Source organism: Leifsonia sp. C5G2 (genome assembly GCF_013359685.1).
GTDB lineage: Bacteria > Actinomycetota > Actinomycetes > Actinomycetales > Microbacteriaceae > Leifsonia.
On record NZ_JABFMV010000002.1, the window covers coordinates 77,777 to 102,938 of the forward strand.

General features: G+C 71.4%; 24 protein-coding genes and 2 tRNA genes. 15 read left to right on the forward strand and 11 right to left on the reverse strand.

What is annotated here, in order from left to right:
* Positions 1-125: 125 nt before the first annotated feature.
* The 7 genes from HNO83_RS03145 (at position 126) to HNO83_RS03175 (ending at position 7,766) form a co-directional block, all read left to right on the forward strand.
* Positions 126-1,754, forward strand: coding sequence for an ABC transporter substrate-binding protein (locus HNO83_RS03145; RefSeq protein ID WP_175336075.1), 1,629 nt, complete (start codon positions 126-128; stop codon positions 1,752-1,754).
* Between the two features lie 94 nt (positions 1,755-1,848).
* Positions 1,849-2,946: an ABC transporter permease gene (locus tag HNO83_RS03150; RefSeq protein WP_175336076.1), complete on the forward strand. Its 1,098-nt coding sequence runs from the start codon at positions 1,849-1,851 to the stop codon at positions 2,944-2,946.
* A gap of 1 nt (position 2,947) precedes the next feature.
* Positions 2,948-4,018: an ABC transporter permease gene (locus tag HNO83_RS03155; protein WP_175336077.1), complete on the forward strand. Its 1,071-nt coding sequence runs from the start codon at positions 2,948-2,950 to the stop codon at positions 4,016-4,018.
* Entirely contained in the window at positions 4,015-5,703 is a 1,689-nt protein-coding gene (locus HNO83_RS03160; RefSeq protein WP_175336078.1) for an ABC transporter ATP-binding protein, read from the forward strand. The genes HNO83_RS03155 and HNO83_RS03160 overlap by 4 nt, the downstream gene beginning before the upstream one ends.
* Before the next feature lie 10 nt (positions 5,704-5,713).
* On the forward strand, positions 5,714-6,595 hold the full coding sequence (locus HNO83_RS03165; protein ID WP_175336079.1) for an ATP-binding cassette domain-containing protein: 882 nt from the start codon (positions 5,714-5,716) through the stop codon (positions 6,593-6,595).
* A gap of 50 nt (positions 6,596-6,645) precedes the next feature.
* Positions 6,646-7,614: a D-isomer specific 2-hydroxyacid dehydrogenase family protein gene (locus HNO83_RS03170; protein WP_175336339.1), complete on the forward strand. Its 969-nt coding sequence runs from the start codon at positions 6,646-6,648 to the stop codon at positions 7,612-7,614.
* Positions 7,615-7,693: 79 nt separating this feature from the next.
* A tRNA-Asn gene (locus HNO83_RS03175) sits at positions 7,694-7,766 on the forward strand.
* 136 nt (positions 7,767-7,902) lie between these two features.
* Here HNO83_RS03175 and HNO83_RS03180 read toward each other — a convergent pair.
* The 3 genes from HNO83_RS03180 to HNO83_RS03190 form a co-directional block, all read right to left on the reverse strand.
* Positions 7,903-8,565 (reverse strand): response regulator, encoded by a 663-nt coding sequence (locus HNO83_RS03180; protein WP_175336080.1) that lies wholly within the window; start codon positions 8,563-8,565, stop codon positions 7,903-7,905.
* Positions 8,562-9,767 carry a sensor histidine kinase gene (locus tag HNO83_RS03185; RefSeq protein WP_175336081.1) on the reverse strand — a complete coding sequence of 402 codons (1,206 nt, stop codon included), beginning with the start codon at positions 9,765-9,767 and terminating at the stop codon, positions 8,562-8,564. Before HNO83_RS03185 ends, HNO83_RS03180 begins: the two co-directional genes overlap by 4 nt.
* A 105-nt stretch (positions 9,768-9,872) precedes the next feature.
* Positions 9,873-10,085 (reverse strand): hypothetical protein, encoded by a 213-nt coding sequence (locus HNO83_RS03190; protein ID WP_175336082.1) that lies wholly within the window; start codon positions 10,083-10,085, stop codon positions 9,873-9,875.
* A 170-nt stretch (positions 10,086-10,255) separates the two neighbouring features.
* Here HNO83_RS03190 and HNO83_RS03195 point away from each other — a divergent pair, with 170 nt between their 5' ends.
* Positions 10,256-10,573: an SHOCT domain-containing protein gene (locus HNO83_RS03195; protein ID WP_175336083.1), complete on the forward strand. Its 318-nt coding sequence runs from the start codon at positions 10,256-10,258 to the stop codon at positions 10,571-10,573.
* A 145-nt stretch (positions 10,574-10,718) separates the two neighbouring features.
* A complete protein-coding gene (locus HNO83_RS03200; RefSeq protein ID WP_175336084.1) occupies positions 10,719-11,597 on the forward strand; it encodes a sensor histidine kinase in 879 nt (292 codons plus the stop codon).
* A gap of 18 nt (positions 11,598-11,615) precedes the next feature.
* Here HNO83_RS03200 and def read toward each other — a convergent pair whose 3' ends face one another.
* Positions 11,616-12,182, reverse strand: a complete 567-nt coding sequence (def, locus tag HNO83_RS03205; RefSeq protein ID WP_175336085.1) for a peptide deformylase — start codon at positions 12,180-12,182, stop codon at positions 11,616-11,618.
* 40 nt (positions 12,183-12,222) lie between these two features.
* Between def and HNO83_RS03210 the strand changes: the two genes are divergently transcribed.
* The 3 genes from HNO83_RS03210 (at position 12,223) to HNO83_RS03220 (ending at position 14,630) form a co-directional block, all read left to right on the forward strand.
* On the forward strand, positions 12,223-13,188 hold the full coding sequence (locus HNO83_RS03210; protein WP_175336086.1) for a DMT family transporter: 966 nt from the start codon (positions 12,223-12,225) through the stop codon (positions 13,186-13,188).
* A gap of 95 nt (positions 13,189-13,283) precedes the next feature.
* Complete coding sequence (locus HNO83_RS03215) at positions 13,284-14,537, forward strand: glycosyltransferase (RefSeq protein WP_349627061.1); 1,254 nt, start codon at positions 13,284-13,286, stop codon at positions 14,535-14,537.
* 19 nt (positions 14,538-14,556) lie between these two features.
* Positions 14,557-14,630: transfer RNA gene (locus HNO83_RS03220), tRNA-Ile, on the forward strand.
* Between the two features lie 29 nt (positions 14,631-14,659).
* On the opposite strand, the gene HNO83_RS03225 is transcribed toward HNO83_RS03220, so the two are convergent.
* Positions 14,660-15,232, reverse strand: a complete 573-nt coding sequence (locus HNO83_RS03225) for a hypothetical protein (protein ID WP_175336087.1) — start codon at positions 15,230-15,232, stop codon at positions 14,660-14,662.
* Between the two features lie 407 nt (positions 15,233-15,639).
* Between HNO83_RS03225 and HNO83_RS03230 the strand changes: the two genes are divergently transcribed.
* Complete coding sequence (locus HNO83_RS03230) at positions 15,640-16,167, forward strand: hypothetical protein (RefSeq protein WP_175336088.1); 528 nt, start codon at positions 15,640-15,642, stop codon at positions 16,165-16,167.
* On the opposite strand, the gene HNO83_RS03235 is transcribed toward HNO83_RS03230, so the two are convergent.
* Complete coding sequence (locus HNO83_RS03235) at positions 16,164-17,120, reverse strand: IS481 family transposase (RefSeq protein ID WP_175336089.1); 957 nt, start codon at positions 17,118-17,120, stop codon at positions 16,164-16,166. The two genes, HNO83_RS03230 and HNO83_RS03235, sit on opposite strands and share 4 nt — an antisense overlap.
* 318 nt (positions 17,121-17,438) lie before the next feature.
* Here HNO83_RS03235 and HNO83_RS03240 point away from each other — a divergent pair, with 318 nt between their 5' ends.
* Positions 17,439-18,032 (forward strand): 4'-phosphopantetheinyl transferase family protein, encoded by a 594-nt coding sequence (locus tag HNO83_RS03240; RefSeq protein ID WP_175336090.1) that lies wholly within the window; start codon positions 17,439-17,441, stop codon positions 18,030-18,032.
* On the opposite strand, the gene HNO83_RS03245 is transcribed toward HNO83_RS03240, so the two are convergent.
* The 4 genes from HNO83_RS03245 to HNO83_RS03260 all read right to left on the reverse strand — a co-directional run bounded on the left by HNO83_RS03245 (position 18,022) and on the right by HNO83_RS03260 (position 24,233).
* Complete coding sequence (locus tag HNO83_RS03245; RefSeq protein WP_175336091.1) at positions 18,022-19,326, reverse strand: M1 family metallopeptidase; 1,305 nt, start codon at positions 19,324-19,326, stop codon at positions 18,022-18,024. The genes HNO83_RS03240 and HNO83_RS03245 overlap by 11 nt on opposite strands.
* Positions 19,323-23,267 carry a Pls/PosA family non-ribosomal peptide synthetase gene (locus HNO83_RS03250; RefSeq protein WP_349627062.1) on the reverse strand — a complete coding sequence of 1,315 codons (3,945 nt, stop codon included), beginning with the start codon at positions 23,265-23,267 and terminating at the stop codon, positions 19,323-19,325. The genes HNO83_RS03245 and HNO83_RS03250 overlap by 4 nt, the downstream gene beginning before the upstream one ends.
* 60 nt (positions 23,268-23,327) lie before the next feature.
* Positions 23,328-23,690: a hypothetical protein gene (locus tag HNO83_RS03255; protein WP_175336092.1), complete on the reverse strand. Its 363-nt coding sequence runs from the start codon at positions 23,688-23,690 to the stop codon at positions 23,328-23,330.
* Positions 23,691-23,753: 63 nt separating this feature from the next.
* Positions 23,754-24,233, reverse strand: coding sequence for an NUDIX hydrolase (locus HNO83_RS03260; RefSeq protein WP_175336093.1), 480 nt, complete (start codon positions 24,231-24,233; stop codon positions 23,754-23,756).
* Positions 24,234-24,308: 75 nt separating this feature from the next.
* Between HNO83_RS03260 and HNO83_RS03265 the strand changes: the two genes are divergently transcribed.
* Entirely contained in the window at positions 24,309-24,767 is a 459-nt protein-coding gene (locus HNO83_RS03265) for an NUDIX domain-containing protein (RefSeq protein ID WP_175336094.1), read from the forward strand.
* 36 nt (positions 24,768-24,803) lie between these two features.
* Here HNO83_RS03265 and HNO83_RS03270 read toward each other — a convergent pair whose 3' ends face one another.
* Positions 24,804-25,142: a hypothetical protein gene (locus HNO83_RS03270; RefSeq protein ID WP_175336095.1), complete on the reverse strand. Its 339-nt coding sequence runs from the start codon at positions 25,140-25,142 to the stop codon at positions 24,804-24,806.
* Between the last annotated feature and the right edge of the window lie 20 nt (positions 25,143-25,162).

The window sequence follows — 25,162 nt, forward strand, 5'->3', positions numbered from 1 at the left end:
GGATCCGCATCCGAATGCATGCGATATGACCATTCCGTGCTAGGAAAGTTCTCACGCGAACGGCGATCCCGCACGCCTGCTGTGACGTCCGACGCGCATCCCACACCAGGAAGAGGTAATCGGATATGACATCCGCACACAACGGCGGACGGCGCCTGCTCGCCGTGTCCGCCGCTTTCGCGGCCGCGGCACTGGTGCTCGCCGGCTGCTCCGGAAGCAACAACGGCGGAGGCGGTGGCGGCGGCGCCATCACCGTCGGCACCACCGACAAGATCACGTCGATCGACCCCGCCGGCTCGTACGACAACGGCTCGTTCGCCGTCATGAACCAGGTCTACCCGTTCCTGCTGAACACCCCGTACGGCAGCCCGGACGTCAAGCCGGACATCGCCGAGAGCGCCGACTTCACGTCGCCGACCGAGTACACGGTCAAGCTCAAGCCGGGTCTGAAGTTCGCCAACGGCCACGACCTGACGTCCTCCGACGTGAAGTTCACGTTCGACCGTCAGATCAAGATCAACGACCCGAACGGCCCCGCGTCGCTGCTCGCGAACCTCGACAGCGTGTCCACCCCGGACAAGACCACCGTGGTATTCAAGCTCAAGGTGCCGAACGACCAGACCTTCCCGCAGGTGCTCTCCAGCCCCGCCGGTCCGATCGTCGACGAGCAGGTCTTCAAGGCCGACAAGGTCACCGACGACAAGACCATCGTCGCCGGTCACCCGTTCGCCGGCCAGTACGACATCTCGAGCTACGACTTCAACAACCTGATCGCGTACAAGGCGTTCGACGGCTACAAGGGCATCCTCGGCAAGCCGGCCACCGCCAAGGTCAACGTCAAGTACTACGCGGAGTCGTCGAACCTGAAGCTCGACATCCAGAAGAACGCGATCGACGTCGCCTACCGCAGCCTCTCGGCGACCGACATCTCGAGCCTCGAGAACAACAACAAGGTCAAGGTCGTGAAGGGACCGGGTGGCGAGACCCGCTACATCGTGTTCAACTTCAACACCCAGCCGTACGGCGCCACCACGCCGGAGGCCGACGCCAAGAAGGCCCTCGCCGTGCGCCAGGCCGCTGCCGACCTCGTCGACCGCGCCGCCATCGCCGACCAGGTCTACAAGGGCACCTACACCCCGCTGTACTCGTTCGTCCCGGACGGCCTCACCGGTGCCACCACGGTCCTGAAGGACCTGTACGGCGACGGGAACGGCGGCCCGAGCCTCGACAAGGCGAAGCAGACCCTTCAGGCGGCGGGCGTCACCACGCCGGTCTCGCTCAACCTCCAGTACAACCCGGACCACTACGGCCCGTCCTCCGGTGACGAGTACGCGCTCGTGAAGGAGCAGCTGGAGAACGGCGGCCTGTTCAAGGTGAACCTGCAGTCCACCGAGTGGGTGCAGTACTCCAAGGACCGCACCAAGGATGTCTACCCGGCCTATCAGCTGGGCTGGTTCCCGGACTACTCCGACGCCGACAACTACCTGTCGCCGTTCTTCATCAAGGACAACTTCCTGGCGAACCACTACGACAACGCCGAGGTCCAGGACCTCATCGCGAAGCAGGCGGGCACGACCGACAAGGCCGAGCGCACCAAGCTGATCGAGGAGATCCAGGCCAAGGTCGGCGCCGACCTGAGCACCCTGCCGCTGCTGCAGGGCTCGCAGATCGCGATCGTCGGCAAGGACGTGAAGGGCGCCGACAAGACGCTCGACGCCTCCTTCAAGTTCCGCTACGCGGCGCTCTCGAAGTAAGACGGTTCCCGAGCGCGAGCTCTGAGCCGAACCGGGGGGTGGCTCGCTGGATCAGCGAGCCACCCCCTTCCACGAACCAGCACGATTGGCTTCCATGACAGCGACTGTCAGCGCGCCGGATGCGGGCACCGCCCCCGGCCCCGAGCGCACGAAGGCACGGCGACGATCGGGAGGCGGCCTCGGCCGCTACATCCTGGTCCGCGCCCTCCTCATCATCCCCACCATCTTCATCCTCGTCACCGTCGTCTTCATCCTGATGCGGTCGACCGGTGACCCCATCACCGCCGCCCTCGGCGGCAAGCTGCCTCCCGCGCAGCTCGCCCAGCGCGTGCACGAGGCCGGCTACGACCGGCCGATCATCGTCCAGTACTTCGAGTACCTCGGGCAGCTGCTGCGCGGCGACTTCGGGACGACGTTCACCGACAACCAGCCCGTGACGCAGGTGCTGCTCACGTACGGCGCGGCGACGCTCGAGCTCGCGTTCTACGCGCTCATCGTCGCGTTCATCGTCGGCATCCCCCTCGGCCTCGTCGCCGCGTACTACCGCGACAAGGCGCAGGATGCGACGCTCCGGATCATGGCGATCCTGTTCTACGCGACGCCCGTCTTCTTCGTCGGCCTGGTGCTCAAGCTGGTGTTCTCGATCTGGCTCGGCTGGCTGCCCGTCGCAGGCCGCGCATCCACCGGCTCGGAGCTGGAGATGCAGACGCTCGACAACAAGACCGGCATCTACCTGATCGACGCGTTCCAGACCGGCGACCCCGCCGTCGTCGGCGACGTGCTGCTGCACGCCATCCTGCCCGGCGTCGCCCTCGGCCTCCTCACCGCCGGTATCTTCCTGCGCCTGGTGCGCACGAACGTCATCGGGACGCTGTCGACCGACTACGTCGACGCCGCCCGCTCCCGCGGGGTGAAGGAGTCGCGGCTGCTGCGCAAGCACGCCTACCGCCCGGCGCTCATCCCGATCATCACCGTCATCGGCCTGCAGATCGCGCTGCTCCTCGGCGGCGCGGTGCTGACCGAGAGCACGTTCGAGTGGAAGGGCCTCGGCTTCCAGCTGGTGCACTACCTGCAGGCGCGCGACTTCGTGGCGGTGCAGGGCATGGTCGTCCTCCTCGCGGTGATCGTCACGCTCACCAACTTCGTGGTCGACGTCATCGCGGCCCTGATCGACCCGAGAGTGAGGTACTGAGGTGTCGGCAACCGCACTCACCCCGCGCAAGCGCTCCCTCTGGGACCGTCTGCCCATCGTCCACCAGCTCCGTCAGAGCGTCGGCCTGCAGCGGGCGATGCTCGTCATCGGCCTGGTGCTCACGTTCGTGTTCGTGGTCGTGGCGATCTTCGCGCCACTCATCGCGCCCTACGGCTTCGCCCAGACTCGGTCGGACGGCACGTCGTTCGGAGCGCAGCAGCCGCCGAGCGCCGCCCACATCTGGGGCACCACCTCCGGCGGGTTCGACGTCTACTCCCGCGTCATCTGGGGAGCGCAGACGGCGATCCTCGTGATCATCGTCGCGGTCATCCTGTCGATCTTCATCGGCGTGCTGCTCGGCCTCGTGTCCGGCTACTTCGGCGGCTGGCTCGACCGCGTGCTCGTCGTGATCTGCGACGCGATCTACGCGTTCCCGTCGCTGCTGCTCGCGATCGTCATGGCCATCGCGATCAGCGGCGGCCAGTCGAGCCTGTGGGGTGGCATCCTGGCGGCCGCGATCTCGATCACGGTCGTCTACATCCCGCAGTACTTCCGGGTGATCCGCTCGGAGGTCGTCCGGATCAAGTCCGAGGCCTACGTGGAGGCCGCGAAGGTCGTCGGTGCGAGCAACTGGCGCATCATGTTCCGCCACGTTCTCCGCAACTCCACCCGCACCCTGCCGCTGATCTTCACGCTGAACTCGTCGGAGGCCATCCTGACGCTGGCGGGCCTCGGCTTCCTCGGCTTCGGCATCGAGCCGACCGCTGCGGCCGAGTGGGGCTTCGACCTGAACAAGGCCACCGACGACGTGACCAGCGGCATCTGGTGGACCGCGATCTACCCCGGCCTCGCGATCGTGCTCTCGGTGCTCGGCATCACGCTGGTGGGCGAGAGCCTCAACGACCTGGCCGACCCGCGCCTGCGCGGTCGCCGCCGCGCGGCCGCCGCGTCCGGCGAGGTGGCGGAGACCTCGGTGGTCCCCGGCGGCACCCTGACCGCGGGCCCCGGAGGGGTCGACGGTCTCGAGGGCGGCGAATCGTTCGACGAGCATGGAATCGAGGTGCGTCCATGAGCGACGTCGTCCAGATCAACGACCTGTCTGTCACCTTCTCGACCGACGCCGGCGCCGTGAAGGCCGTCGACGACGTGAGCCTGACCGTCGCCGCCGGCGAGGTGCTGGCGATCGTGGGGGAGTCCGGCTCCGGCAAGACCGTCACCGCGAAGACCATCCTGGGCCTGCTGCCGGAGACGGCGACCGCGTCGGGCGCCGTCATCCTGCGCAGCCGCGACGGCAAGACGGAGGCGGATGTCGTCTCCATCGACAAGCGCCGGCTGCGCGAGGTGCGCGGCACCGACGTCGCGATGGTGTTCCAGGAGCCGTCCACAGCCCTCAACCCGGTCTACCCGGTCGGCTGGCAGATCGCGGAGGGCCTGCGCGCCCACAGCAGGCTGTCGAAGAAGGAGGCTCAGGCCAAGGCGGTCGAGATCCTCGAGCGGGTCGGCATCCCGGAGCCGGAGAAGCGGGTCAAGTACTACCCGCACCAGTTCTCGGGCGGCCAGAAGCAGCGCATCGTGATCGCGATGGCGCTCGTGCTGAACCCCGGTCTGATCGTCGCCGACGAGCCGACCACCGCGCTGGATGTGACGGTGCAGGCCGAGATCCTCGACCTGCTGCGCCGCTGCCGCGACGAGTTCGGCGCCGCCATCGTGCTGATCACGCACAACATGGGCGTCGTCGCCGATCTCGCCGACCGCGTCGCGGTGATGTACCAGGGCAAGCTCGTCGAGCAGGCGGACGTGCGCACGCTGTTCTCCGCCCCGCAGGCCGAGTACACCAAGGCGCTGCTCGCGGCCGTGCCGAAGATCGGCCAGGGCACCGTGGCGACCCAGGACCGCGCGATCGCCCGCGCCGAGCGCCCGGAGCAGGCGCCGGTCGTGCGGGCGCGCGACCTGCGCATCCAGTACCCCGGCCGCCTCGGCCGCCCCGGCTTCGTGGCCGTGGACGGGGTGTCGTTCGACATCCGGCCCGGCGAGGTGCTGGGGCTGGTGGGGGAGTCCGGCTCGGGCAAGACCACGATCGGGCGCGCCATCGCCGGCCTGAACAAGGTCACCGGCGGCTCGCTCCAGGTGCTCGGGCTCGAGATGAACGGTGTGCGCGAGCGGCAGTTCCGCAAGGTGCGCAGCGACATCGGGTTCGTGTTCCAGGACCCGGCCTCGAGCTTCAACCCGCTGCTCACCATCGCGGAGTGCGTGGCCGAGCCGCTGGTCGTCCACGGCCGCGCGTCGTCGGCCGCGGACGCCCGCAAGCGCGTCGACGAACTCCTGGAGGCCGTGCAGCTGCCCCGCGCATACGGCGACCGCTTCCCGCACGAGCTGTCGGGCGGCCAGCGCCAGCGGGCGAGCCTCGCCCGCGCCCTCGCACTGGAGCCGACCCTCCTGATCGCCGACGAGCCGACCTCCGCGCTCGACGTGTCGGTGCAGGCCCGCGTGCTGGAGCTGTTCGCCGACCTGCAGAAGGAGTTCGGCTTCGCGTCGCTGTTCATCAGCCACGATCTCGCCGTCGTCGACCTGCTCGCCGACCGGATCGCGGTGCTGCACCGCGGACGGCTCGTCGAGGAGGGGACCGGCGAGGAGGTGCTCGGCAACCCGCGCGAGGCGTACACGCAGCGGCTGCTGGCGTCCCTCCCGGTGCCGGACCCGATCGAACAGGCCGACCGGCGGGAGGCGCTGCAACGCTTGTCGTCGCAGAGCGCCTAGTGTCGATGGTGTGAGTTCCGACCCCGCCATCGTCGTCAGCGACCTGTCCGTCGAGTACCCCGCGCGGGGCCCCAGCGCCTCCTGCGTCGCCCTGCGCGGGGTGAGCTTCCGGCTGGAGCAGGGGCAGGTGCTGGGGGTGCTCGGCGAGACGGGCTCTGGCAAGAGCACGCTCGCGCAGGTGCTCTCCGGCCGCGTGCTGCCGGCTCGTGCCTCGGAGGCGGGGCCGCGCATCAGCGGAGGAGAGGCGTCGGTGCTCGGTCACCCGCTGCGGAAGGCGCGCAAGCGCGACCTCGCCGAGGTGACCTTCCACGTCGGCTACCTGCCGCAGGATGCCGCCACCACGCTGGAGCCGACCATGAGCGTGCAGGACAACGTGACGCTGCCGATCTTCGAGCGCGACGAGCGGTACCCGCGGCGGGCGGCGGGGGAGCGCGCGGCCACGATGCTCGACACGGTGCACCTGCCGCTCAGCGTGCTGAACAAGTACCCGTACGAGTTGAGCTCCGGTCAGCGGCAGCGCGTGGCGCTGGCACGCGCACTGGTTCTCGGGCCGACCATCCTGGTCGCCGACGAACCGACCGCGGGCATCGACGCGACGGTCCGCGACGCCGTGATCGATCTGCTCGGGCAGCTGCGCGAGCATCCCGACTTCTCGGCGGTCGTGGTCAGCCACGACCTCGCCGTGCTGCGCCGCGCCACGGACGTCTCGCTCGTGCTGCAGGCCGGTCACCCCGTCGGCTACGGGCCGATCGAGGAGGTGCTGGCGGATCCGTCACATCCCTTCGTCGCCGGGCTGGCGCGGGCGCTGAAACCCCCGCAGCAGCGGACGGAGCGCCGACCGCAGCGCGCCACCCGCCGCGGCGCAGAAGAAGTGACAGGAGACCGGGCGTGAGCACCGAGAACGACGCACAGCAGGCCGCCGCCCCGCGGCACCGCGCGGTGATGGCCGACGACGTGACGGCACTGCCGCCGGAGAAGCGGCCGGAACCCGGGCCGATCGCGGTCCTGCCGGAGCCGGAGCAGCAGTTCGTGGACGCGGTGGAGGCGGCGGGCGGGACCGTCGAGCCGCTGTCCGACCGCACCCGGGGTGTGGTCTGGCTGTCGAACCGGGACGCCGCCGCCTTCCCGCCCGTGCTGGAGGCGCATCCCGGGATCGGCTGGGTGCAGCTGCCGTTCGCGGGCGTCGACGCGTTCGCGGAGGTGCTCGCGGGCGAGGACCGGCCGGGGCTCGTCTGGACGAGCGCCAAGGGAGCGTACGCACAGCCGGTCGCCGAGCACGCCCTCGTGCTGAGCCTCGCGCTGTTGCGCGTGCTGCCGAAGCGGCTGCGGGCACGCTCGTGGGCGACCGAACCCGAGGGACGCTCGCTCTACGGGCTGGACGTGGTCATCGTCGGCGCCGGCGGGATCGCGCTGGAGCTGATCCGGCTGCTCGAGCCGTTCGGGACCAGGATCACGGTCGTCCGCCGGTCGTCGTCGCCCGTCGAGGGCGCGGCGCGCACGGTCACCACCGACCGGCTGGGCGAGGTGCTGCCCTCCGCCGACCTCGTCGTGGTGGCCGCGGCGCTCACCGGCGGCACGCGGCACCTGTTCGGCGCCCCGGAGTTCGCCGCCATGAAGCCGACGGCGTATCTCGTGAACATCGCCCGCGGCGGCCTGGTCGATTCGGACGCCCTGCTGGAGGCGCTGCGCACCGGGGCGATCGCGGGAGCAGGTCTTGACGTCACCGACCCGGAGCCGCTGCCGGAGGGCCACCCGCTGTGGGACGAGCCGGGCGTCATCATCACGCCGCATCAGGCCGACACGCCCGAGATGACCGCTCCGCTGCTGGCCGAGCGCATCCGGCTGAACGTCCGCGCGTTCCTCGACGATGGCCGCTTCGTCGGCGTCGTCGACCCCGATGCGGGGTACTGATCGGCGACGCACCCGGGATGCCGGGCCGATTTCCGGAGCGGCGGCGAATCTTGCTAGAGTAGCTTCGCTGATCAAGCATTCCTCGATAGCTCAATTGGCAGAGCAGCCGGCTGTTAACCGGCAGGTTCTTGGTTCGAGTCCAAGTCGGGGAGCTCCTGGCCCCCACCGTTCGCGGTGGGGGCCTTCTGCGTGTTCCGGGTGGTCGAGGCACGGCATTCGTGACGAATCGCGGTGATTCGTGACGAACCGGGGCGATTCGTCACGAGTGGTCGGCTCGGAGCGCGGGCGCTACTGCCAGCCGGGCTGCACCAGGCCGGTCTCGTAGGCGAGCACGACGAGGTGGACGCGGTCGCGTGCGCCGAGTTTCGTCATGATGCGCGAGACGTGCGTCTTCGCGGTGAGCGGGCTGAGGAACAGCCGCTCGCCGATCTCCGTGTTGGTGAGGCCGTGCGCCACGAGCTCGAGCACCTCGCGCTCGCGCTCGGTCAGCTGCTCCAGCCGCGCGGTGTCCGGCGCGGGACGCAGGCCGCCCGAGACGCGCTCCAGCAGGCGGCGCGTGACGCCGGGGGAGAGGAGCGCATCCCCGGCCGCCACCACACGGACCGCGCGGATCAGCTCGACCGGTTCCGTGTCCTTCACCAGGAAGCCGCTCGCGCCGGCCACGATCGCCTGGGCGACGTACTCGTCGAGCTCGAACGTCGTCACGATGACGATGCGCGTGCCGGCGAGCGCCGGGTCGGCGACGATCTCGCCGGTCGCCCACAGGCCGTCGCCGTCGGGCATCCGGATGTCCATGAGCACCACGTCCGGCCGGGTCGCCCTGGTGAGGTCGACGGCCTCGCGCCCTGTGCCCGCCTCGCCGACGATCGCCACATCGGGCTCGGCTTCCAGCAGCGCACGGAAACCGGCCCTGACCAGGAGTTGGTCGTCGGCCAGCAGCACACGGATCATCGTGCGACCCCCTCGCCCGCGGCCGCGAGCGGCAGCCGGGCCTCGACGATCAGCCCTCCGCCCTCGGGCGTCCGCACGTCGAACCGGCCGCCGAGCAGCTCGGCGCGCTCGCGCATCCCGAGCATCCCGCGGCCGCCCGCGCGTCGTGCCACGTCGCCGGGCAGACCGCGGCCGTCGTCCTGCACGGTGAGGACGAGCCAGCCGTCCTCCTCGACCAGGTGGATGCGCACGGTCGTCGCCTGCGCGTGGCGTCCGACGTTCGTAAGCGACTCCTGCACGATCCGGTAGAGCGCGAGCTGCGCGGCCGCCGACGGGGTCGAGTGCAGGTCGACGTCGTAGGTGACGGTCAGGCCGGCCGAGCGGTACGTGTCGACGAGGACCAGGATGCGGGCGAGGTCGGGTTCGGGCGAGCGCGCCGCGTAGCCGCCGGGACCGCGGAGGAAGCCCAGGACCCCGCGGACCTCCTCCAGGGCCTGGCCGCTCGTGGTCTTGATCGCCTCCAGACTCTCGCGTGCCTTCTCCGGCCGGGTGTCGAACAGGTGGAGGCCGACCCCGGCCTGCACGCTGATCTGCGACAGCGAGTGGGCGAGCACGTCGTGCAGTTCGCGCGCGATGCGCAGCCGCTCGGCCTCCGCGGCCGCCTCGCGCCGGGCGGCGACCGTGCGGGCGATCTCGCGGTAGCGCTCCCGCCGGTTGCGCAGCGCCTCGCCGACGCCGATCAGGAGCATGAGCACGAGGGCGACGATGAGCGGCCGGATCATGGCGGCCGCGTCGCCGCGCAGCAGATAGGCGGCGGCGGGACCGGCGACCGCGAAGCCGGCGAGCGTCCACCACGCCCACACCCGCGCGCCGCGGACCACGGCGCCGACCACGGCGAAAGCGAGCGGGACCGCGGAGAAGGGAGGCCCGGTCGTCACCGCGATCGCAGGGGCGCAGAGGACGGCGGTCGCGACGACGGTGATGCCCGGATACGACCGGCCGGCCAGGAGGACGAACGACGCCGCGAAGGCGAGCAGCGCGAGGCCGAGCGCCAGCGGGTCGTGCGAGGCGCCGGAGGCGGCGATGGCGAGGCCGGGCAGCTGCAGCAGGGCCGCGACGAGCACCGCGAACCAGCGGGCGCCGCGGGGGCCCTCGCCGCGAGCCCACGGTGCGCGCTGCCAGGGCGCGCCGGAGCCCGGATCGGGGGGCGCGTTCCACGGCATCCCCTCATGCTAATCACGCCGACTGCGGCCGGCGTCCGTCCGGGGGTGTCTCGCGGCTACTCCGCGGGGAGTATGCGGGGAGCATGCGGGAGGCGCCCGGGCGGCTCACGGGTTGTGCTCGGCGTCGAAGCCCCCGTCGTCCTTGGGGGCCTGATCGAAGAGGTGCCCGAAGCTCGGGCCGCCGAACGCGGTCAGGCCGGCCTCCCGCTCCAGGGATTCGCGATCCTGCGCTTCGTCGTTCTCGTACTCGGAGAGCGCGTCGTCCGGCTCGCCTTCGTCCCGGCCGCGCCTGCCGTGACGCCCGTCGTGTTCGCTCATGCGCGCATCGTACGTCGGAGGGGCGCGACGGCGACAGAGGCAGGGGCACTCCTGCTCCCTGCGGAGTAGGCGGAATCGCTCCCGTCGGCGGATTCGCGGCGGCGGGAGCGGCGGGAGGCTGTCGGTGACGGTCCGCGAACGGCGTGGACCACCCACCGATTGGACACATCATGCTCAGCTCACTGGCCACCGCGGTCGCCTCTGCGCCGTGCGTCGTCGCGTACGGCCCGCACTTCTTCGTCTGGTGGTGGATCTTCATCCCGATCTTCTGGATCCTCGTCTTCGTCCTCATCTTCGCGTTCGCCGGCCGGCGCTGGCGGCGTGCCGCCGTGGAGCGCGGCGGCTACGGCCCCGGCGGCTGGGGCCCCCGCGGCGGGACCCGCTCGGCCGAGTCGACCCTGGCTCAGCGTTACGCGAACGGCGACATCGACGAGCAGGAGTACCGGGCCCGGCTGGAGGTGCTCCGCGCGAATCGTGACGGTTCCTGACCGCGGCGTCTGATCTCCACGCCGAGGTGCACGCAGGCGGGCGTCGTCCCAGTTCTCCACAACTCAGGACGGCGCCCGTCTGCGCGCCCGGAGCGGGCCGGTAATATCGACCGGGCCGCACAACCGTGGGCAGGAGAGGACCGGGATGGACACCGTCACGCTCGTCGCCGCGCTCCTGGCGGCCGCGATCGCGCTCGTCCTCCTGGTCCTCTGGCTCTGGGAACGACGGCGTCGCATCCGGCTGCGCGACGCGCGTCAGGAGTCGGAGTGGGATCGCATCGACCGCGAGCTCGACCTCGCCGAGCAGGCCGGCCGGTTCCGCATCATCGGCGACCTCGGCGACGTCGCCATCCAGTCCGTCTCCCGGCTCGTCTCGCAGGCGGAAGGCGTGCGCTACGCCGCCGAGGGCGACGCGGCCGCGGCGGTGCGCTCGGTCGGGATGCTGGAGACCTCGGCACGCGACGCCCTCGCCGACCTCCGGCGGCTGCAGGCGGTGGCGAGGGAGGCGCAGGACGCGGCGCTGCCTCAGCCCAGCCTGCACTCCGCCCGCGACCTGTTCCGGGTGCTGCGCGAAGCCGGGCTCGCCGTGACGTTCACCGAGACCGGCGAGCGGTTCGAGCTCCGGCCGGGCGCGGAGCTCGCGGTGTTCCGCATCCTGCAGACGAGCCTGGAGAACGCCCTCAAGCACGGCGGTGCGGGCACGAACGCGGTCGTCGGCTTCTCGTGGACGGCCGACGGGCTCCAGGTCAGCGTGGAGGACGACGGCATCCGCGCCGCCGCCCGTCGCCTCGGCCTGGATCGCGAGGGCGTCGACCAGGCGACGGCGTACAGCATCGCCGACGACGTGCGCGCTCTGACCGAGCACTACGAGGGCGCGGGCATCATCGAGATGCGGGAGCGCGCCGCACTGTTCGGCGGCACGCTGAATGCGCAGACGGTCCCGGGTGTCGGGTTCACGCTGTCGGCGGTGTTCCCCGCACTTCGGCACCACAACGGCGTGCACGGGGTCGACCTGCGCCGCTGAGGCCGGAGGCCGGGGCGGTCAGTCCTCGAGGTGGTCGCGCCCGGGCAGCCAGCTGAGGCCGGGTACCCCCCAGCTGTTCTTGCGCTGCGCCTTGGCGGCGGCTTTGCCGTAGGGGTGGCCGAGCCGGTCCACGTAGAGAAGGCCGTCAAGGTGGTCGTACTCGTGCTGGAAGATGCGGGCCAGCCAGCCCTCTGCACGCACCTCGTACTCCTGGCCGTCGAGGTCGGTCGCCTGCAGGATGGCCCGCTCGGCGCGCCGGAGCGGGAACCGCTCGCCGGGGAAGGACAGGCACCCTTCCGACTCGGTGTCCTCGTCGAGCTCGCCCACGGGCAGAGGGCTCAGCCACAGCGTGGGGTTGATCGCGACACCGCGGTGCAGGACGTCGTCGTCGTCCGTCCAGCCGTAGACGAAGAGGCGGAGCGGCACGCCCACCTGCGGTGCGGCGAGCCCGACACCGGGCGCCTCGTCCATCGTCTCGAACATGTCCGCGACCAGGGTGCGGACCTCGTCGTCGATCCCCTCGACCGGTCGTGCGGGGGAGTGGAGGACGGGGTCACCGGTGATCATGATCGGGAGGACGGCCATTCAGCAAGACTATCCGGATCATTCCTTGTAGGGTCGTGGGGTGGGTACGGAACTGATGGATGCGTTGGACCTGAGCTATCAGCCCAGCCAGCTCCTGGGCATCCCGGTCGCCCTCGTCGGCGCCTGCTTCCTCTCGGTCGGCGCGCAGCTGCAGCACCACGGCGTCGCCAAGGTGGAGGCGAACGCCGGACACGGCGACGGCGGCATGAGCCTGCGCAACCTGGGTCTGCTGCTGGCACGCCCGTCGTGGGTGATCGGGACGCTGCTGCTCGGTCTCGCCATCGTCTTCCAGCTGGTCAGCCTGAAGCTGTCGCCGATCATCCTGGTGCAGCCGCTCGGCGTCGTCGGGCTCGTCATCACGAGTATCCTGAACGCCCGGGTGAGCGGCGTGAAGCTCAACCACCAGTCGGTGGTGGCGGTGATCCTCTGCGTCAGCGGCGTCGGCGCGTTCGTGCTGCTCGCGGCCGTGTTCGCACGGGACGAGCCGGTCACCAGCCGTGCGTTGGTGGTCATCCTGATCGTCCTCGCCGTCGTGCTGATCGTGTTCGGCACGCTCTTCTGGTTCCTGCGCCACCGCTTCAAGGCGATCATCTACGTGGTCGGCGCCGGCGTGCTGTACGGCTTCGTCGCGACGCTGGCGAAGGTGGCGATCGACCGCATCTCCAACCAGGAGTGGGACTGGCTGCTCGTCGCCTGCATCGTGGCGCTGCTGCTCGCGGCCGTGCTCGGCGCCTACTTCGTGCAGAACGCGTACTCGTCCGGACCGCCGGACCTGGTCATCGCCGGCCTCACCGTGATCGATCCGCTCGTCGCCGTGACCATCGGCATCGTGGTTCTCAACGAGGCCGCCGGGGCGCCCTGGTGGGCCATGCTCGGCTTCGCGGCGACCGGCGCCGTGGCCATCTTCGGGGTCTTCCAGCTGGCGAAGCATCACCCCCAGACGTCGGCGGACGCGCCGGTGGCCGAGCGCATTGCGGGCGTCGCGAAGGAAAGCAGCCTAGACTAGGCCGTTGAATCGACCCGGGCGCACCCACTGCCCGACTCGCGAACGCCGTCGCCGGATTCGCTTTCCGAAGCCCACGACCGAGGGATAAGAACCACGTGCCTGATTCGAGCGGACCGCATCCGACCCCGCCCGCCCCGGCAGCCAAGAAGCCGATGACCATCGTGATGGGCTGCGACACGTTCGCGCCCGATGTCAACGGCGCCGCTCGCTTCGCCGAGCGCCTCGCCGCCGGACTCGTCGAGCGCGGCCACGACGTCCACGTCGTCGCCCCCGCCGCCAGCCGGAAGCACGGCACCTGGACCGAGGAGCACGAGGGCCAGAAGATGACGGTCCACCGCCTGCGCAGCTGGCGCTGGTACCCGCACGACTGGCTGCGGTTCGCGCTGCCCTGGACGAGCAAGGCCAACGCCCGCCGCATCCTGGATGAGGTCAAGCCCGACGTGGTGCACTTCCAGTCGCACATCGTGGTCGGCCGGGGACTCGCCTACGAGGCGCAGAAGCGCGGCATCCGCATCGTCGCGACGAACCACGTGATGCCCGAGAACATCATGGAGTTCACGGTCATCCCCAAGTTCCTCCAGAAGGTGCTGATCGCTGTCGAGTGGAGGGACGCGCGCCGCAGCTTCGACCGCGCCGAGGCCGTCACCACGCCGACACGCCGGGCGGCCGACTTCCTCGAGAAGGCCACCGGCCTCCGCGGCGTCCACGCGATCTCCTGCGGGATCGACGCGGGCAATTACACCCCCGACTTCTCGCCGCGCACCGGGAACCGCATCCTGTTCGTCGGCCGGGTCACGGGGGAGAAGCAGATCGACGTGCTCCTCAACGCGGTCAAGCTCCTCCCGTCGAGCCTGGATGCACGCCTGCAGATCGTCGGCGGCGGCGACCAGCTGAAGAACCTGCAGACGATGGCGGAGACCCTCGGGATCGCCGACCGGGTCGAGTTCCTCGGCTACGTCAGCGACGAGGAGCTGCGCCAGGCGTACACCAGGGCCACCGTTTTCGCGATGCCGTCGATCGCCGAGCTGCAGTCGATCGCGACCATGGAGGCGATGGCCTCCGGCCTGCCGGTCGTCGCCGCGAACGCGATGGCGCTGCCGCACCTGGTGCACGACGGCGAGAACGGCCACCTGTTCCGCCCAGGCGACGCGCAGGACCTCGCGGACAAGCTGGAGAGCGTCCTCACCCTGCCGCAGGACGAGCTCGACGTGCTCAAGCGCGCGTCGCTGCGCATCGTCGCCGCACACGACATCCAGTCCACGATCAGCACCTTCGAAAGCCTGTATCGTGGTGAGCCGGTGGCCGACCCGGAGACGGAAGCGGCCTCCCGCGTGGCCGCCCCGGAGTGACCGGGGCGCGCGCACGTCCGGGGCGGTAGCTCAGCCGGTCAGAGCAGGGAACTCATAATTCCTCGGTCACGGGTTCAAGTCCCGTCCGCCCTACTTTCCTGAGCCGCAGGCCCATCGCGTCGCTACGGCTGTCGGCGACGGTCGGTATCGTTCTGCAGCTCGTCCTCGATCAGCTGGAGTCCGAGCATCAGGCTCTCCAAGTCGATGCGGCGAGGGCCACTCTGGGCGATCAGCTGTGCGCGCGCCATGAGGTCCGCGACCGCGATCGTTCGCGAGTAGTCGTCCGCCGCGTCGCTGAGGCCGTAGTGCTCGCGGAGCCACCCGGCGACCAGCGACCACGAATGGAGTGACCAGCCGTCGCCGGAGAGCGGAGCGGGAAAGCCGCCCGGGCCACGCTGACCGGTGGCGAGGAGGCGCATGCTCTCGTAGGTACGACCGGCGCGCTGCGCGATGGTCTTCAGGGAGACGAGATCGTCCTGCTGCAGGCCGGATACCCGGAAGCCGGCGGAGTGGACATCTCGCACCACGCTGAGGATGGCCTGATCGAGAGACGAGGACGCGCGGTCGACGTGGAGCAATGCCGCGCCGTGGTCGATCTCCAAAGCGGCGTCGTCCAGTCCCGCCTCGTAGAGCCGATCCTGCTCGTCGTCGGTCGGAGTCCGATCGAGCAGAACCGTGAAGGTGTGGGTACTCATTCGTGTCCCTCCCGCTGGTGCTTCGAGGCGAATCGCTCGATCTGTCGTGCATGGTCGTCGGAGTCTTTCGGTGTGCTCCAGACGCCTTGGGTCGCTCCGCACCGGCGGCACACGATCTGTCCCCAACGATGGCCCCTGTGGACCTCGATCACGTCGAAAGCGTCACGCGGTAACACCGCGAGCGCCCCCGCCACGGGGTTCTTCGGGTGCCGACCCTTGCTGACCATGGGCTCACCGTATGCACCGGTGTTGTGAGTATGCAACAGAATTGCGGCCAAGTCCAGTGGGCGCCGCCGGAGGAGGTCCCCGATGGCAGGCACACGGTCAAGTCGACACCGCCGAGGGCACGAGACGGCGATTGTTCAATCCCCTAGCCATTCTTCGCCGTCGGCGTACCGTGACGCGTCATGAACACAACCGGATGGATCATCCTGATCGTCGTCGTGGTGGTCGTGATCGCTGTGATCGCCATCATCGCCGCCACCGTCGGCCGCAACCGGAAGCGCGAGGCGGACCGCCGTCGCGCCGAGGAGATGCGGCAGTCGGCTGCGCAGTCCGAGCTCGAGGCACGGGAGCGTGAGGCGAAAGCCGCCCGCGCCGCAGCGGACGCCAAGCAGGCCGAGGTCGACGCCGAGCGCCTGCGGCGCGAGGCGGAGGAGCGCGAGTCCGCCGCGGCGGAGGCCCGCTCGCACTCGGAGGAGGCCATGCGCCGTGCCGACCATGTCGACCCGGACGTCAAGACCGACAAGAACGGCAACCGCATCGAGGACGCCCGACGCGCGGACGCGCAGACGACGGCACCCGCCAGTGCGCCCGCGGCGCCCGCGGCGTCGCCTGCACCCGCCGACGAAGCCGCAGCCCCCGTCGACGATCCTGCCCGTCACGCCCGGCACGAGGCCCCGCGCTTCGACGACGGCACCGGCACCGCCCGCTAGCTGTAGTTCCCCGTGAGGTTGTGAACGCGGGCTGAGGGGACGAGTCCGCCGATGCCGGTGTGGGGTCGGTGGTGATTGTAGTGATGGAGCCAGGCGTCGTAGGTTGCGGCCCTGGCTTCATCGCTGAGGTAGGCGGTGGCGTAGGCCCATTCGGTGGCCAGGGTGCGGTTGAAGCGTTCGACCTTGCCGTTGGTCTGCGGGCGGTAAGGGCGTGTCCATCGATGTTGGATGGTGCCGAGCGCGGCTGCGAACAGTGTTGACCGGTAGCAGGAGCCGTTGTCGGTCATGACGGCGGTGACGGTGATCCCGGCAGCGGCGAAGAACGCATTGGCTCGCAACCAGAACCCCGCTGCGGTCTCTTTGCGCTCGTCGTCGAGGATCTCCAAGTAAGCCAACCGGGAATGGTCATCGACGGCGTGATGCAGGAACGAGTAGCCCCGCCCGCGATGCCGGGACGGTGCTGCGGCGCGACCGAGAACGCGGTGCCCACCACCGTCCGGGATGCGGCCGAGCTTCTTGATATTGACATGGACCAGCTGACCGGGCAGAGCTTTCTCGTAGCGGACCGGCTTCGGCCTGCGAACCGGCAACCCGGTGCCCTGATCCAGATGATGCAGCAACGGCATCCGATACCGGGCCAGTACCCGCCCGACCGTCGAACGGGGAACACCCAAGTGATAGCCGATCCGGTGCGGACCCCACCGGCGGGTGAACCGCAACGCTACGATCCGACGTTCCAACCGGGCCGGGCACCGATTCGGAGACGAGCGCGGACGCGATGACTGGTCCGTCATCGGCAGACCCGAACGAGCGCGATCGACCCACCGTTTCGCCGTCGCCGGCGAGCACTGGAACCGTTCCGCTGCCCGCCGCAGCGACCAACCACGATCCAGGATCAACTCGACCAGCCGGCGACGCCCCTCCGGCGTCAAGGATGCATTAGCGTGAGTCACGAAGACCTCCGTGTGACTTGTGGTGTGTGGTAACCCACATCGTCCCGGAGGTCTTCGCCTAAGTCACGCGTTCACAACGTCCCAGGGAACTACAGCTAGCCGTCGGGCAGCAACTCGATCGCGGCCCAGTTCTGCCGGCCGCCGGATCACCCGGCGGCCAGCAGCAGGCCTCTGTGCAGCCGGCCGCTGGTCCCACGGTCGAACTGAGGAGGCAGACGTTCGATTCTCCTGCTGGGCTGCCTATCGTCGGAGATTCGCACCGAGCGGGTGCGATTCTCCGGCGCACACGGTGGAGCGGCAGAGCGCGTTAGCATCGGGATGTCGGCGCGCGGAGGGACGGATGTGAGAGGTTTCGTGGTCGTCCGCTACGACGATTCCGGCGCCGAGGGGGTCATCCCGCACCTCTCTCCGGGCGACAGCGTGCGACTCGCCGGCCTGGCCGGCACCGCCGATCGCGCGCGGTTCCTCTCCGGACGCACCGCGCTGCTTCGCGCCGCGGCTGCGGAAGGGGAGCCGGCCATCACCGTCGACGCGACCTGCCCCGACTGCGGGGCCGCCCACGGCCGCCCTCGGGCCCTGGGCGCGTCCGGACCGCTGTTCCTCGCCCTCGCCCACGCAGATGGGGCCGCCTACGCGACGGCGGCGCGCGTCGCCGTCGGCATCGACGCGGAGCCGCTCGACACGCCACCGGGACGCCGCGCCGCGATCGACGACCTCGCCCCGGGCCACGGCGACGCGCTCCGTCGCTGGACGGCGATCGAGGCGGTGCTCAAAGCCGACGGCCGCGGCCTCCGGGTGTCGCCGGACGCCGTCCGCGTCGGCCGGTGGCGCGCGGCGCTCGACGGCCGGAGCTACCGGCTCCGCAGCGCCCAGACCGACGGCTGCCGGGTCACGGTCGCGCTCAGCGCGTGAGCGAGGGCAGCGCCGTCTGACGCAGCCAGGCGTCGAAAAACCCGGCGAGCGGTTCCGGCGAGTGCTCCTGCGCCAGAGCCTCGAAGTCGGCGCTCGTGACGACGTCGAAGCGGTGCCGAGCCGTCCACTCCCGCAGCAGTGCGAAGAACCCGTCGTCGCCGAGCCGCAGCCGCAGCGCGTGCAGCAGGCAGGCGCCGCGCTTGTAGACCCGGTCGTCGAACATCAGGTCCGGCCCCGGGTCGCCGAGCAGGAGGTCCTTCGGGGCCAGCCGGAGGCCGGTGTGATGCGTCCGTGCCAGCATCCCCGCCGAGTGCGAGCCCGACGCCTCCGACCACAGCCACTCGGCGTAGCACGCGAAACCCTCGTTGAGCCAGATATCGCGCCAGGATGCGAGCCCCACGCTGTTGCCGAACCACTGGTGGGCGAGCTCGTGGGCGATCAGTCGTTCCGACCCGCCCCGGCCGTCGGCGTGCGACGAGCCGAAGGTCGCCATGGCCTGCGATTCCAGCGGGATCTCCAGCGGATCCTCGGTGACGACGACGGTGTACGACGGGAACGGGTACGGCCCGAACAGCTCCTGGAACCGCTCCAGCATCGTCCCGACGGGAGCGAAGTCGTGCAGCACCCGGCGGGCGAGGGCCGGGGGATAGGCGACGACCCACTCCACCCCTGCGGTGCGTCGCGGCTCCAGGGTGTAGCGGCCGATCTGGACGGTGGCGAGGTAGGTCGGCGTCGGCTCCGGCCGCTCGAACGTCCAGACGCCGCGGCCGGAGCTCACGCTGTGCCCGGTCGGCTCGCCGGTCGCGAGCACAGTGTAGGCCTGCTCCGTGGCGATCCGGATGCGGTACGCGGCACGGTCGGCGGGATGGTCGTTGCAGGGGAACCAGGACGGCGCGCCGGAGGGCTGCGCGGCGACGATCACGCCGTCGGTCAGCTCCTCCCAGCCCAGCGCCCCCCAGAGGGTGCGTCGGGGCACGGGCGACCCGTCGTAGGCGATCTCGACCGTGAACTCCGCACCGGCCGGGAGCGGCGTCGACGGCGTGATCCGCAGGTGCGTCGGCGACTGGGTGAACCGGACGCGCTTGTCCCCGTCGAGCCGCACGCGCTTGGCCTTCAGGTGCACCAGGTCGAGCACGATCGCCGGCAGCGGGACACGCGCCCGCCCACGGATGACGGCGGTCGCGTCCAGCCGGTTGGTGGCGACGCGGTAGCTCAGGTCGAGGTCGTACTCCCGCACCGCGTAGTCGCCGGTGCCGGATCGCGGCAGGTAGGAGTGCGGCGGAGCGTCCGTCATCCCTCGACCCGCGCCCGGTACTCGCGCACGACCACCTCGCGCCACGGCCCGATCGGGTTGCCGCTCCACCGGCTGCCGGCCGGCACCGTCTCGCCGCGCATGACGAGCGACGCCGGGCCGACCGTCGCGTCGGCGCCGATGTCGGCGGCGGGCAGGATGACGCTGTGCGGGCCGAGCGTGCCGCCGCGTTCGATCGTGACCTGGTCCATGCTCATGATTCGATCATGGAACAGGTGCGTCTGCACGACGCAGCCCCGATTGACCGTGGATGCGTCGCCGAGCGAGACCAGATCGGCCTCCGGCAGCCAGTAGCTGTCGATCCAGACGCCGGAGCCGATGCGCGCGCCGAGGCTCCGGAGCCACCACACCAGAGCCGGCGTCCCGGAGGCGGCCCACGCGAACCACGGCGCCGCCACCATCTCGGTGAACGTGTCGGAGACCTCGCTGCGCCAGATGAACGACGACCACAGGGGATGCTCGCCCGCGCGCAGTCTCCCGAGCAGCACCCACTTCGCCGCGGTGCTGACGGCGGCGGCGACCGCGCCGGTCAGCATCAGGACGGGTCCGCCGAGCACGACGGCCCACACCGCGCCCCAGGCGGCATCGATCGCGCCGAGCGCGACCACCACGGCCAGGCCGATCCCGTAGGTGACGAACACGGGGACGATGCGCAGCAGCTCCCAGCCGCTGCGCGCGACCCGCAGCCAGGGTGCGGGCCGGAAGGTGCGGGACAGGTCGCCCTCCTGGGCGTGCCGGCGCAGCCGGACGGGCGGCGAGCCCAGCCACGACGAGCCGGCCTTCGCCTTGCGCGGGGCGAACGACAGCACCGCGACCAGCCCGTCGCGCGGCACCCGGTTGCCCGCGCCGGCCATGCCGGAGTTCCCGAGGAACGCGCGGGCGCCGATGTCGACCGGCGCGATGCGGATGTAGCCGCCGCCGAGCTCGTAGGAGGCGACGAGCGTGTCGTCGGCCAGGAACGCGCCGTCCCGGATGCGCGTCATCCGGGGGAGGAGCAGCACGGTCGACGCCTCGACGTCGCGGCCGACCCGCGCTCCCAGCATCCGCAGCCAGATCGGCGTGAACAGGCTCGAGTAGAGCGGGAAGAGGACGGTCCTGGCCAGGTCGAGCAGGCGCTCGGTCGACCACGCCTGCCAGCCGGTCCGGCTGCGCACCGGGTAGACGCCCTCCCGCATCCCGACACCGAGCAGCCGCACCAGGACGACGACCAGCGCCGCGAGCACCAGCCCGGAGACCAGGGTGCCGGGCACCAGGGCGGCGGCCGTGCGCCCGGCGACCTCGGCCCAGTCGCCCGCGCCGCGCACGAACGCCGCAACGACCGCGGCTCCCGCCGCGAAGGCGATCACCGGCACCAGGGAGACCCCGAGGGAGGCTGCGGCGTACGCGGCGACCCACCGGGTCCGGCGCGCCGGGCGCTCCTCGGGCCACCAATCGCGGGCACGGCCGACTCGGACGGCGGGGGAGCCGGACCAGTTCTGGCCGGCCGGCACGCGGCCGAACACGGCGGAGCCGGGCGCGACGGTCGCGTTCCGGCCGATCTTCGTGCCCGGCATCAGCGAGCTGCGGGCGCCGACCGAGCTGCCGGCGCCGATGCGGATCTCGCCGATGCGCACGACGTCGCCGTCGATCCAGTACCCGGCGAGGTCGACCTCCGGCTCGACGGAGGCTCCGGCGCCGATGCGCAGCATCCCGGTCACCGGCGGAAGGGTGTGCAGGTCGACGCCGCGGTCGATCGTCGCTCCGAGCGCGCGGGCGTAGTACAGGATCCACGGGGCCCCGGCGAGGCTCGCGGCGCCGATCTGGTGCGCAACCTGCTCCGCCAGCCACAGCCGCAGGTGCACGCCGCCGCCGCGGGGGTGGTCGCCCGGCCGCACGCCGAGCAGCAGCAGCCGGGCGGCGACCACCGAGATCGCCATGCGGCCCCAGGGAGTGACGAAGACGAGCAGCCCGACGATCAGCCAGCCCAGGTCGACCGCCGGGAGCACGTCGAAGCCGCCGATCGGGCGCAGGATGGCGGACGCCGTGAGCAGGTACAGCAGCCACCGCACCCCGCCGAGGATGAACAGCGGGATGCCCAGCATGGTCTGCAGCGCCCGCATCCGGAACGGGGTCGGCGGCACGACGTGGGTGGAGGCCGCGGTCGACGACGGCGAGCTCTCGGCGAGCGCCTGCACCATCGCCCCGAACCGCGGCGTCGCGTAGACGTCGGCGACGGTGATGTCGGGATGCCGTCGCCGGATGAGCGACACGAGCTGCGCCGCCGCCAGCGAGCCGCCGCCCAGGTCGAAGAAGTTCTCGTCCGGGCCGGTCACCGGCAGCCCGAGCACGCTGCGCCAGTCCGCGGCGAGCGCCGCGGCGACCGGGTCGTCGCTGACCGCCCCCTCGCCCTCCGGCTCCTCCAGCGGCCATGGCAGCGCGGCCCGGTCGACCTTGCCGGAGGTTCGTACGGGCAGCTCGTCGACGACCGCGAGCAGCGGCACCAGAGCGGCGGGGAGCGTCTCGCGGAGGTGGGCGATCGACGCAGCCCGGTCGAACGCGTCCTCGTCGGGCACCGCGAGATAGCCGACCAGCACGTCGTTGCCCGCGGCGGAGCGGCGTACCGCGGCCGCGGCGCCGGACACGCCCGGCAGTCGCTGCAGCGCGGCCTCCACCTCGCCGAGCTCGATGCGGCGGCCACCGACCTTGACCTGGTCGTCGGCGCGTCCGAGGTAGAACAGCCCGGCCGGATCGAACCGCACGAGGTCGCCGCTGCGGTAGGCGCGCACCCAGCCGAGCGTCGGCAGCGGCGCGTACTTCTCGGCGTCCTTGGCCGGGTCGAGGTAGCGGGCGAGGCCGGCGCCGCCGATGACGAGCTCGCCGGAGCCGCCGTCCTCCACCGGCCGGCCTTCCGCGTCCACCACGGCGAGGTCCCAGCCGTCGAGCGGGAGTCCGATGCGGACCGGCTCGCCGGCCACCAGCGGCGCGGCGCAGGCGACGACGGTCGCCTCGGTCGGTCCGTAGGTGTTCCAGACCTCGCGGCCGGGCACCGCGAGGCGCGACACGAGCTCGGGCGGGCAGGCCTCGCCGCCGAAGATGAGCAGGCGGACGCTGTCCAGCGCATCCACGGGCCAGAGCGCCGCCAGCGTCGGCACTGTGGAGACCACCGTGATGCGCCGCGCCGACAGCCACGGCCCGAGGTCCATCCCGGTACGCACGAGCGAACGCGGTGCGGGTACCAGGCACGCCCCGTGACCCCACGCCAGCCACATCTCCTCGCAGGAGGCGTCGAACGCGACCGAGAGCCCGGCGAGCACGCGGTCCTGCGGCCCGATCGGGTCCGCCCGCAGGAACAGGCGCGCCTCGGCGTCGACGAACGCCGCGGCGGAGCGGTGCCGGACGGCCACGCCCTTCGGCGTGCCCGTCGATCCGGAGGTGAAGATGATCCAGGCGTCGTCTTCCGGCTCGGGCGGCGAGACCACGGGCACGGCCGCGGTGCTGGGGTGCGGCGCCGAGCCGTCGAAGACCGCCACCGGGGACGCGTCGCCGACGGCGATCCCGGCGTCGGTCAGCACGGCGCGCACGGCCGCCTCGCCGAACACCAGCTCGGCGCGCTCCTCCGGGTCGTCGGCATCGACCGGCACGTACGCCGCTCCGGCCGCGAGCACGCTCAGAATCGCCAGGTACAGCTCCCGGGTGCCCGAGCTCATCCGCACGCCGACCCGGTCGCCGCGGCCGACGCCGTGCTCCCTCAGGCGCGCAGCACCGGCGAACACCTGCGCGAGCAGTTCGCGATAGCTGAGGGCCCCCGCGGCGTCCTCGAGCGCCGAGGCGTCCGGATGGCGGGCGGCGGTCTCCGTGAGCACGTCGACGAGCGTCCGGGCGGGCGGCGCTTCGGCTGCGCGTAGCAGCAGCCCGGGGGCCGAGGTCAGGGGAGCGTCGGTCACGGCGGCACGCTACGGCCGGCGGGTAACGCGCCGGTGAACGAGCCGGGCAGCTCGCGTCTCTCAGCCCTCGCCGAGAGCGTGCAGCAGCTGGGCCTTGTTCATCCGGGAGTAGCCCTGTATGCCGCGGGCCTTCGCGCGATCGCGCAGCTCGCGGAAGGTCGGGATGCCGGTGCTGGACGCCGGCGGACCGACGTGCTCCGCCACCGACTTCGCCGACGTGCGCGCCTGCTCCGCCGTCTTCTTCGCCCGGTGGACCGCCTTCTTCGCGTCCTTCGCCGCCTGCGCCAGCCGGTCGGCCAGGTCCTCCGCCTCCCGGCGGGTCTTCTTGTCGAGCTTCTTCACGGCCTGCTCCGCCTCGCCGACGGCGACGCGGGCCGCGTCGAGCGCCCGCTCGGCGGCCTTCTCGGTCTTGGTCTTCGCCACAGTGCCTCCTCGGTTCGCACCCCCTCGTGGCGCTAACCATACGGGTACAGAGCCCGTGTGGCGCTAGCGGGTTTCCGCGTCCTCTCCCAGGAGCGCGAGGAGCGCGTCCAGAATGGGCCGCTGCGCCTTCGTGAGCTTGAGGCGCGCCTCGTCCAGGGCGAACCAGCGGGCGTCGTCGACCTCCGGGAACTCCTGCCGCCGCCCCGACCGCGGCGGCCATTCCAGCTCGAACGTGTTGCTGACGATCGCATCCGGCTCGAACTCGGACTCGGCCGCGAACACGACGATCGTCTTGCCCGAGCCGCGGAACTCGCCGAGCGGGACGTAGTCGGCGTCCGGTGCGGGCGTCCCGATCTCCTCCGCGAACTCGCGCCGGGCGGCGGACAGCTCGTCGCCGAGGTCGCCGGACTCGACGATGCCCTTCGGCAGCGACCACGCTCCCTCGTCCTTCCTCGCCCAGAACGGGCCGCCCATGTGCGCGATCCACACCTCCAGCCCGTCCCGGCGGCGGTACAGGAGGACGGCGGCGCTGCGAACGGTCATCCCCTCAGCCTGCCACCCGTGACGCCGTGAGACGAGCGGTGCGTCCGCCGCAGCGGCGGCGACTAACGTGGAACCGTGGACTCGGGAGACGCGTGGGTGGAGGGGCCGGACGGCCGGCGGTTCTGGGGCCGGTTCGGCGCGGCCGGGCTGCTCGTGCACGACCTCCGGCGCGGCATCCTGCTGCAGCACCGGGCGGACTGGAGCCACTTCGGCGGCACCTGGGGACTGCCGGGCGGCGCGCGTCACGCCGACGAGACGGCCGTGGAGGGCGCGCTGCGGGAGGCGGCGGAGGAGGCCGCGGTGCCGCCGGACGCCCTCGAGGTGCTGTTCGAGAGCGTGCTCGATCTCGGCTTCTGGTCGTACACCACCGTCGTGGCGCAGGCGGTCCGGCCGTTCGAGGCGCACATGGCCGACGTGGAGAGCATCGAGCTGCGCTGGGTGCCCGTCCACGAGGTGACCGCGCTGCCGTTGCACCCCGGCTTCGCCGAGGCCTGGCCGCAACTGCGGGCGCGCCTCACCGCCCTGTCGGGCTGACGACCGGACGCGGCAGGGCAGCGGCGGAACTCGGGGCTAGACGGCGTGCCGTGTCGGCCAGAGCAGCGCCGACGCGACGTCGTCGCAGCCGTCGGGCAGGCCGGAATAGCTCCCGGCGCCCGGATACGGCGCGGGGCCGGGGTACGCGGGCGCGCCGGGGTAGCCGGGCGTCCCGCGGTACGGATGCCCCGTGTCGGCGAACAGCCGGTCGCCACGGACGCTGCCCAGGTACACCCCGTCGGGGGTGACGGCCACGTCGTCGGACCAGGGGAACCAGCCGATCCAGTCCCCGTCGGGGTTGAAGAGGTCGCGGGAGCGCAGATCGGACCGGTAGGCGATCCACACCCCCTGGCTGTCGTGCAGGTAGACGGTCATCGTCGATCATGCCTTTCGGG

What these genes read in the sequence shown, in the direction of transcription:
- HNO83_RS03230 (WP_175336088.1), top strand. Translation starts at nt 15,640, where the DNA reads ATGAACACAACCGGATGGATCATCCTGATCGTCGTCGTGGTGGTCGTG.
- HNO83_RS03190 (WP_175336082.1), bottom strand. Translation starts at nt 10,085, where the DNA reads ATGAGCGAACACGACGGGCGTCACGGCAGGCGCGGCCGGGACGAAGGC.
- HNO83_RS03185 (WP_175336081.1), bottom strand. Translation starts at nt 9,767, where the DNA reads ATGCCGTGGAACGCGCCCCCCGATCCGGGCTCCGGCGCGCCCTGGCAG.
- HNO83_RS03260 (WP_175336093.1), bottom strand. Translation starts at nt 24,233, where the DNA reads ATGACCGTTCGCAGCGCCGCCGTCCTCCTGTACCGCCGCCGGGACGGG.
- HNO83_RS03195 (WP_175336083.1), top strand. Translation starts at nt 10,256, where the DNA reads ATGCTCAGCTCACTGGCCACCGCGGTCGCCTCTGCGCCGTGCGTCGTC.
- HNO83_RS03170 (WP_175336339.1), top strand. Translation starts at nt 6,646, where the DNA reads ATGGCCGACGACGTGACGGCACTGCCGCCGGAGAAGCGGCCGGAACCC.
- def (WP_175336085.1), bottom strand. Translation starts at nt 12,182, where the DNA reads ATGGCCGTCCTCCCGATCATGATCACCGGTGACCCCGTCCTCCACTCC.
- HNO83_RS03225 (WP_175336087.1), bottom strand. Translation starts at nt 15,232, where the DNA reads ATGAGTACCCACACCTTCACGGTTCTGCTCGATCGGACTCCGACCGAC.
- HNO83_RS03180 (WP_175336080.1), bottom strand. Translation starts at nt 8,565, where the DNA reads ATGATCCGTGTGCTGCTGGCCGACGACCAACTCCTGGTCAGGGCCGGT.
- HNO83_RS03270 (WP_175336095.1), bottom strand. Translation starts at nt 25,142, where the DNA reads ATGACCGTCTACCTGCACGACAGCCAGGGGGTGTGGATCGCCTACCGG.
- HNO83_RS03150 (WP_175336076.1), top strand. Translation starts at nt 1,849, where the DNA reads ATGACAGCGACTGTCAGCGCGCCGGATGCGGGCACCGCCCCCGGCCCC.
- HNO83_RS03160 (WP_175336078.1), top strand. Translation starts at nt 4,015, where the DNA reads ATGAGCGACGTCGTCCAGATCAACGACCTGTCTGTCACCTTCTCGACC.
- HNO83_RS03240 (WP_175336090.1), top strand. Translation starts at nt 17,439, where the DNA reads ATGTCGGCGCGCGGAGGGACGGATGTGAGAGGTTTCGTGGTCGTCCGC.
- HNO83_RS03245 (WP_175336091.1), bottom strand. Translation starts at nt 19,326, where the DNA reads ATGACGGACGCTCCGCCGCACTCCTACCTGCCGCGATCCGGCACCGGC.
- HNO83_RS03200 (WP_175336084.1), top strand. Translation starts at nt 10,719, where the DNA reads ATGGACACCGTCACGCTCGTCGCCGCGCTCCTGGCGGCCGCGATCGCG.
- HNO83_RS03145 (WP_175336075.1), top strand. Translation starts at nt 126, where the DNA reads ATGACATCCGCACACAACGGCGGACGGCGCCTGCTCGCCGTGTCCGCC.